This is a genomic window from Paraburkholderia humisilvae, assembly GCF_902859855.1.
Taxonomy (GTDB): Bacteria; Pseudomonadota; Gammaproteobacteria; order Burkholderiales; family Burkholderiaceae; genus Paraburkholderia; species Paraburkholderia humisilvae.
The window spans coordinates 1-7776 of the sequence record NZ_CADIKH010000140.1 but is presented as its reverse complement, the minus strand read 5'-3'; the positions used below and the strand labels follow the sequence as shown (position 1 = coordinate 7776).

The following is a 7776-nucleotide window of genomic DNA, read 5'->3' as shown; positions in this document are numbered from 1 at the left end:
GATCACGCCGCACTCTTTCGATGACGGGAATTGTCATGCCCGACCAACGGCAAAATCTGCTGCATCTGCTACAGGAAGCCTATGCGCTGGCGCTGGATGTTGAACGCGCGCTAAGACGGCTGGGCGGGCTGCAGTACGCCAGTCGCGTTCCATTCGTCAACCCGATGGAAATCTGCGTGAACGAAACGCTCGACCAGCAACGATTGCTGATCGAGTGTCTGCGCAGAATCGATGGCGACGGCGAAACGGTCCGAGCGATCAACGAGGATCTTCCCGTAGGTGGCCAGCATGCATTGGCAAACGAACCGCACGGCGACGCGCTACGCGAAATGGCGCGCGTCCATGCGCTAACACTCCAGGAAATCGACGTCTACTCTGAATGCATCGCAACGGCGGAATCCAGCGGCTTTTTTGAAACCAGGTCCACCTGCGAGGCGATCCTGTTGCGAAAATCTGCAATAGCAGCATGTCTGTCACGGGAAAATCCCCAGACCGCGCAAACGTGATCGGGCAGACGAAGGAAGTGCTCTCTCAGGTTGATCAGGAGGATATATCACTAAAGACCAGACTGAACACAGCCAAAGGCGAAGCAACTGCCAGTCCCCAAGAGAGAGGTGGCGCCGCTTGTTCGGGCAGGGTCCCGAGATTTTTAAGTGGAAGCACCGGGGCATTCATGCTGCCGATTTGATCGCAGGCAGCGTCGCGAAGTATGCCTCATCCGGGGTGCGGTCTTCCAGACTCGAATGAGGTCGTCTCTGGTTGTACAGGTTGATGTAATCGCCGATTGAGCGCCGGGCGTGGCTGACCGACTCATATGCCTTCAGGTACACTTTCACATATCTGACGCTTCGCCACACGCGCTCCACGAACACGTTGTCACGCCAGGCTCCCTTGCCGTCCATGGACAGCTTGATATCGCGATTCAGAACCGCGTCGGTAAAGGCAGTCGCGGTGAACTGGCTACCCTGGTCGGTGTTGACGATCTCCGGCTGCCCGTATTTCGCGAATGCCTCTTCCAGCGCCTCCACGGCATGGATCGCCTCCAGCGTGATCGCCACCCGATGTGCCAATACCTTGTGGCTAGCCCAATCCACCACGGCCGCCAGATACACGAAGCCTCGCGCCATCGGGATATAGCCTGTGTCGAGTGCCCACACCTGATTGGCGCGGCTGATCGTCATTGCCCGCAGCAGGTATGGCCAAACCTTGTGCTGTCTGTCACGACGGCTCGTGTCCGGCTTGCAATACAGCGTCTGGATGCCCATGTGCTTCATCAGCGTGCCCACTGCCGGCGCCCCACCTTGTTGCCTTCACGGCGCAGCAGACGCGCCAGCATACGTGCTCCCGCGAACGGGAACTCAAGATGCAACTCATCCATGCGGCGCATCAGTTGCAGATCCGTCCTGCTGACCGGCTGCGGTTCGTAATAAGCACTCGAGCGGGCAATGCCCACCAGTCGCGCCTGTTGTACGACAGGCAGTGCGTGTTCGCGGTCAATCATCGCCTTGCGCTCAGTAACCCCGCCTTGCCGAGCGCGCTTTCTAAAAAATCATTCTCCAGCGTTAGTTGCCCGATCTTCGCGTGGAGCACCTTGACGTCCACGGGTGGCTCGCCGCTGCTCGCCTTGCCCGTCTCGAAGACCTCGGCCACGCGTTCCTGCAACTGTTTCTTCCAGTCCGTGATCTGGTTCGGATGGACTTCGTATTGCTGCGCCAACTCCGCTAGCGTTTTGTCGCCCTTCAGGGCTGCCAGCGCTACCTTTGCCTTGAATGCCGGGCTGTGCGACCGGCGGCTTCTTTTTGTCATCTTTGGGTTCCTCCTGCTGGTCCCTATGACCAACTCAGGCCCCGACCGTTCCACTTACCGGCCTGTCCGAATTTCCGGCGCCATCTCTTTCGTCAACTTGGCAACAGAGCCGCTCAAACAGCGCGTGGATTGCCCTCGAAATCCAACGCCTCCTTTTGGCCTACTCGAACGTCACCCTGCCTAGCTTTAGGTTTGAGGAGATCCTTGGACTCGGCCTTGAAGTCCCTAACTCGCGCCTCCATCAAGTTGATATCTGCCGGTCTCAGGTCGATCGTGAGTCTTTCAGCCTTCATTTCGTCATCTCTCCGAGCCCGCGCCACCAGTTCCGCCTGGTGGAAGGCCTGCCGCACAGGCTGTGCCGCAGGGCCAGTGTTCAGCACGGGAAGCACGCCGGCAATCGCATTGAGCACGGCCACAGGCGAAAGCTGCTTCGACTCATTGTGTTGGCGCTCCGCTTCGTATCTCGCCATAAGGTCTCCGAATTCCGCATCGCCGGCCTCGCGAGTGGCCTGCCGTTGATGACGTTCTTGCAGCGCTTGCGCGAAGTAACTTTCCAGGTCGCTGGCTCTGGCCGGTTTAGCTTGCTGCGCAACCCAGGTTCGGGCAATCTCCTCCACCCACTGCCTCGCTCCATCCTGTGCCCGCCACAGCTCCTCTTTCGTGGGTACGGGTCCGTCACCTTCAGTCAGCACTTCCGCCCGCTTCTCAAATGCCCGCTTGATTCCTTCCATCTTGCCCTGGAAATAACTGTCGCTCATCACGAGTGAGGTCAGCTCCTCGGTAACACGCCCGATCGCCTTATTGTGATCGATATGGCCCGTGGAGTCCCTGCTCTGTTCAATTGCATTGATCGCTCTGTGCTTCGCGCCCTTGGATTCAAGGATGCGAGTCAACGCAGCGCGCTCTTCGACGGGATTTTCCAGCAAAACGCCAGCGGCCAGCAACTCGGTGGTCAGGCGCCCCTGTGCATCGCGCGCTAAGCTTGCCGGGTCGACCTTGCTCCCGTGAGGCAGCGCTTTGATCTGATGCTCGAACGCGGCGGCAATTTCCCGGGCCTGCTCCAGGTGATTGCCTTTGAGGTTCTCGCGCATATAGTCCGGAACTTTCAGTCCGAATGGTTTCACGACCGCTCTCAATGCCTCCGCAAGCTGCGTCTGTTGCCGCTCGTGAGCCTCCTTGCGCACCTCGTGTTTCGCTATGCCTCTCGCCAGACCAAGCGCGTCTTCGCCAATTCTTGCGAGCTGATCCCGTATTTCACCAACACTGACAAGCTTGGGCGAACCGATGGGCAGGCTGCCAGCTCTCCGAAGTTCCTTTTGTACTTTGGAGGTAAGCCTGGAAGTAGTGTCGGGACTGGCGTGCTGTTCAATAGCATCCACCAATGACTGCAATGTTTTGATCAGATCGGGATAGTGGCGAGCGCCTTGGTCCACTATCGATCGATAGTAGCCTTCGCGCTTGCCCATCATCAGCCTGCCGTTATCAGGCGAGCGCAGCAGCCGTGCAGCCTGTTCCGCTGCGCTCGATCCCCCCTTCTGCACGAGCGCCTGCAGCAGCCCCAGGTAACTCTCGGTCAGCTCCGCCCCGAGCGCCCGCAACTCGCGTGAAGGATTCGCCATCCGGTTCAGCAGAAGCTCGTTCAGTTCGTACTCCCCGTCCGGGTTTTTCTGGCGCATGGCCTCCAATTGATGCTCCGGTGAAAGGATGTCGGCGTTGCGAACGATATCCTGTAATTTCCCGATCACACGAAGCAGTGCCCCGGCCAGCTTCTGCGCCCGTATTTCGACGATTCCTTCATTAGATATCTGGCCCATCTGCCTGACCGGATGGTCTGGCAGGGCGGAAGACGCACTCTCTAGATCATTCACATCGCTCCGTGCTGTCTTAATGTCCTCAGGGACTCCGGTGTAGATATTTTTTCCCGGAGCTGTCCCCGCCGCTTGTTCGTTAAGCAATACATAGGTAACGCCTCGATGGTTTTCCATCGCAGTGACATGAAAGCGAGTATTTGGACGGAACAAAACCTCCGCTTCACCTTTCATACCTTGAAATCGAGAAATTGACGAGATATTTTTCCCAGTACGTCCAAGAATTCTGAAGACAACACCCTCCTTGTCGGAGTCTGCGTCACCAGTAAAAGTCTTGGCGTAGTCGAGCGATGCACTCGACGACATAAACAAGTTGTTGTTTATCACGTCACCTGCAACAATCTTTTTGCCCCAGACGCCCTTCGGAGCAGTAATTCCGCGATATACAACCTCGCTGCTATTTGGTAGCTTCGACAATGCGATATCTAAATTTTTCGCAGTACGATTAACAGGATCGTCCAGTTCAATTCCCTGCTTAAGATAATTATTAGCAAGCGTCTGATTTCTCGTATACTGGTTAATCACGTCCACGTCATCCCGAAGAAGATTCCTCCCGACATCGAGATAAGTCGAAAATCCGACTTGGTTTGCGTGCGAAATCTGCCGGCTCAGAAAGCCAGAGGCTTTTGAAACATTCTTTCGCATATCTTTTATTATTTCGTGCACGTCATCAGGCGCCACCGCCTTCAAACCTCCCAGTATACGCGGGTCGCGTGGTGGACGAGCCGTAACCAGTTTTGAAGAATTCTGCTCAGAAGAGAGCACTGCCGTCGTAGTTTCAGCGTGATTGGTTCCGTTGACTCGATTAATCATGACGTGCTTCTAAAGTAAAAGGGAGAATCGTTTATTATATGCCGCCCTCCTTTAGCAGGGTGTCTTTTCCCCGCAATTAAATTGGGGGAGAACGAAAAATGCAACGTATGCTTCCCTGGCAGCGTCACCTCTGTCCTGAAGTGACGGGTTCCGCACGCAACACGGTGACCGGAAGACGTTGCCCTGTTTTTGCTTTCATAGAAAGTGCGCATGTTTATCTCAACCCACAATCCTCCTAAGGTCATTGACCATCTGAATCTTGGCAAGTGCTGTAAGTCTGGGGGGGCTTCGGCTTTTTTTGCCTTGATACCGAGCATGTACAATCTTGGTCGGGTTTCAGTTCACCGATCTTTTATTTTCCTGCAGCAGCGTTGCGTATATCGCGCATCAATGCACTAAAATCACTGATACCCATGATAAATAACGCCAGTCAAGGACATTGCCTTCTCATCCGATCATTTAATCGATTAGTTAGAGAAAGTTATTTTGCACATCTGAGTGGCGTTAATGGAATGGACGCCCACCCAACGGCATGGATGTGCCAAAGTGGAGAGTAGTGCTACGTCAACCACCTGAACTGAACGGGAGCGCCCACCATGAAGGTTACGACCATCGGCATCGATCTGGCGAAAAATGTTTTCCAGATTCACGGTAAGCGCGAATTTATCAGCACATAGCGCCCGAATTGAGAGCAAGGCAAGCTGTGTCCATTGATTAACAGTGGACACAGCCCATGACTCAGATCGATTCAGATGCGGCGCTTCTGGCCGTTACGCTCGTAGGTCGCGACGGCAAGCGGCGCTACGACTCGCAATCCAAACGCAGGCTTGTTGATGCCTGCTTTCAACCGGGCGTGTCGGTGGCCGGGTTTGCGCTCAAGGCCGGCGTGAACGCCAACTTGCTGCGCCGGTGGATCAAGCTGTATCAAGAACGCAACGGCGTGGCGGCGACGTCGGAAGTTGTCGCGAATGCGCCTCCGCTTGCCGTGCCGTCGGCGTTCGTGCCAGTCGTCGAGATCAGCCGTCGTGAGGTGGTTGAGCACAAGGACACCGTAAAGCTGGCTTCGGAGCCCACGCGCTCATCGCCCCCGCCGGTGCGCTCGCAGTTGACGGTGGAAATGCCCAACGGCGTAACGCTTCGGCTGGACTGTACCGGACAGGATGCGCCGCTGGTATCGGCGATGATCGAGACACTGGGGCGCTGCGATGTTCAGGCTCGACGCTAAACTCAAGGTGTACGTTCATCGCGAGGCAGTCGACTTCAGGAAGTCGATCAACGGCCTGGCCGCTCTGGTCGAGCAGTCCATGGGGCTGGACCCGTTTGCGCCGGCGCTCTATGCGTTCAGCAACCGGCGACGGGATCGCATCAAGATACTTGGCTGGGGTGGCAACGGCTTCTGGCTGACGATGAAGCGCCTGGAAGAGGACCGCTTCGTCTGGCCGCGCCGGCAGCAGGTGGTGATGGAACTCTCGACCGAGCAGCTTCATTGGTTACTTGAGGGCATCGACATCGATGCGGTGCGTCGTCATCCTGCGCGGCAGTATCGGCACGCGGGCTGATGTCGTGATGCAACATCCGGGACCGGCGTTACAAATTCGGTAAACCCATTCGCCTTGCGGTTTCGCTATCGTGAGCGTCATGTCAGCACACGATCCCACTGCCGGTCTGCCGCCCGAAGTTCTCGCCTATATCCGCGAACTTGAGACCCGCAACCAGCAACTCACTCAACGCGTCGAGCAGCTCGAGGAGTTGTTTCGTCTCGCGCAACTCAAGCGCTTCGCCCCGAGCAGCGAGAAACTCAAAGACCGAGTGTTCGACGAAGCCGAGAAGGTGGCCCTGGCGGAACCCGTTGAAGACGATCCGGACGGCGTCTTTGCGCTGCCCGACACGGGCCTGCCAGCCGTAGACGGCTCAGGCCACCAGAAACGGGGGCGCAAGCCGCTGCCGGCTGATCTGCCGCGTACGCGTATCGAGTACGACCTGCCTGAAGATCAGAAGGTCTGTCCGTACTGCCAGGGTGCGATGCACCGGATGGGTGAGCAGACCTGCGAACAGCTGCATATCCAGGTTAAGGCGTCAGTGCTGCAACACGTGCGCTTCAAGTACGCGTGTCGCCATTGCGAACGCCACGCGGAGCACACGCCCATCTTGATCGCGCCCATGCCGGCGCAACCTCTGCCGGGCAGCAACGCGAGTCCGGCGATGATCGCCACGGTGATGACCGCCAAGTACGCGGATGGCACGCCGCTCTACCGCATGGAAGATGCGTTGGGCCGCTCGAACATCGCGGTCAGTCGTGGCACGCTGGCGCACGGGATCATCCGGCCTGCCGAACTGCACCTGTCCCGGCTGTACGAGGCATTGCGCGGCACGCTGCTCGCGCAGTCGCTGATCCATGGCGACGAGACGACGGTGCAGGTGCTCAAGGAGGACGGCAAGACTGCGCAGAGCAAGTCGTACATGTGGGTCTACCGCAGCGCTGAAGCATCTGCCAAGCCGGTGGTGCTGTTTGAATACCAGCCAGGGCGTGGGCAACAGTATCCGCAGGCTTTCCTGAAAGGCTATGCCGGTACGCTAATGACCGATGGCTACAGTGCGTGGCGCACGCTCGAAGGTGTCACGCATCCCGGATGCCTGGCCCACGCGCGCCGGGCGTTTGACGGAGGCGTACAAGGCGCTCAAGAAACCCGACGGACGCGCGCGCAAGGCACTCGAATACTTCAAGGCGCTGTATCAGGTCGAGACCCTCGCACGCGGTAAGTTACCCGAGGGTCAAACCCGTGCCGACTATACGTACTGGCTGCGCCAGACGCACAGCTTGCCACTGCTGGAGGCGTTCAAAATCTGGCTCGATGAACAGGCGCCACAGGTGCTGCCCGAAAGCCTGACCGGCAAGGCCATCAGCTACACGCGCAATCAGTGGGAGTACTTGCGGCGCTACGTCGAGGATGGCCATGCTCCCATTGACAATAACGTGCTTCATGCCGCTAGCGGCATGAAGCACGTTATGCCGACTCCCCGATTATGCCGCGTCATGAATCCACGGACACAACGGTTAGGCGGATCTCTGTTCCCTGTCGCTCCGGCTGTCGGCATTAACGGATCTGGAGGTTTGTAACGTGTCGGTGCAACACCACTCACCGTCGCGTGCGCGAGCGCGCGTTCCTTGAGTTGCATGTCGGCGTGCAAATAGATCTGAGTAGTCTCGGAGGACTCGTGCCCGAGCCAGAGCGCGATCACGGTCAGGTCAACGCCGTGATGCATCAGGCTCATCGCGGCCGTGTGCCGA

The 7776-nt window shown here is 57.6% G+C and carries 5 protein-coding genes and 2 pseudogenes; 4 read left to right on the top strand and 3 right to left on the bottom strand.

The genetic code is table 11. From position 1 onward, the window contains the following. On the top strand, positions 1-506 hold a 506-nt coding region (locus tag HV796_RS39250), incomplete at its 5' end, for a DUF892 family protein (protein ID WP_217478170.1). 165 nt (positions 507-671) lie between these two features. On the opposite strand, the pseudogene HV796_RS39245 reads toward HV796_RS39250, so the two are convergent. Both HV796_RS39245 and HV796_RS39240 read right to left on the bottom strand, forming a co-directional pair. Continuing rightward, positions 672-1806, bottom strand: a pseudogene (locus tag HV796_RS39245) (IS3 family transposase). 113 nt (positions 1807-1919) lie between these two features. Beyond that, positions 1920-4487, bottom strand: a complete 2568-nt coding sequence (locus HV796_RS39240) for an ADP-ribosyltransferase (RefSeq protein ID WP_175233153.1) — start codon at positions 4485-4487, stop codon at positions 1920-1922. Positions 4488-5220: 733 nt separating this feature from the next. Here HV796_RS39240 and tnpA point away from each other — a divergent pair. The 3 genes and pseudogenes from tnpA to tnpC all read left to right on the top strand — a co-directional run. Next, positions 5221-5712 carry an IS66-like element accessory protein TnpA gene (gene tnpA / locus HV796_RS39235; RefSeq protein ID WP_175233152.1) on the top strand — a complete coding sequence of 164 codons (492 nt, stop codon included), beginning with the start codon at positions 5221-5223 and terminating at the stop codon, positions 5710-5712. Continuing rightward, the gene (gene tnpB / locus HV796_RS39230) at positions 5693-6046 is read left to right on the top strand and encodes an IS66 family insertion sequence element accessory protein TnpB (protein ID WP_175233151.1); all 354 of its coding nucleotides are present in this window, start codon (positions 5693-5695) and stop codon (positions 6044-6046) included. The genes tnpA and tnpB overlap by 20 nt, the downstream gene beginning before the upstream one ends. 79 nt (positions 6047-6125) lie before the next feature. Next, a pseudogene (gene tnpC, locus HV796_RS39225) lies at positions 6126-7467 on the top strand (IS66 family transposase); the annotation flags it as partial. Here tnpC and HV796_RS46185 read toward each other — a convergent pair. Beyond that, the coding region (locus HV796_RS46185) for a tyrosine-type recombinase/integrase (RefSeq protein WP_425497115.1) at positions 7467-7776 on the bottom strand (310 nt) is incomplete at its 5' end. The pseudogene tnpC and the gene HV796_RS46185 overlap by 1 nt on opposite strands.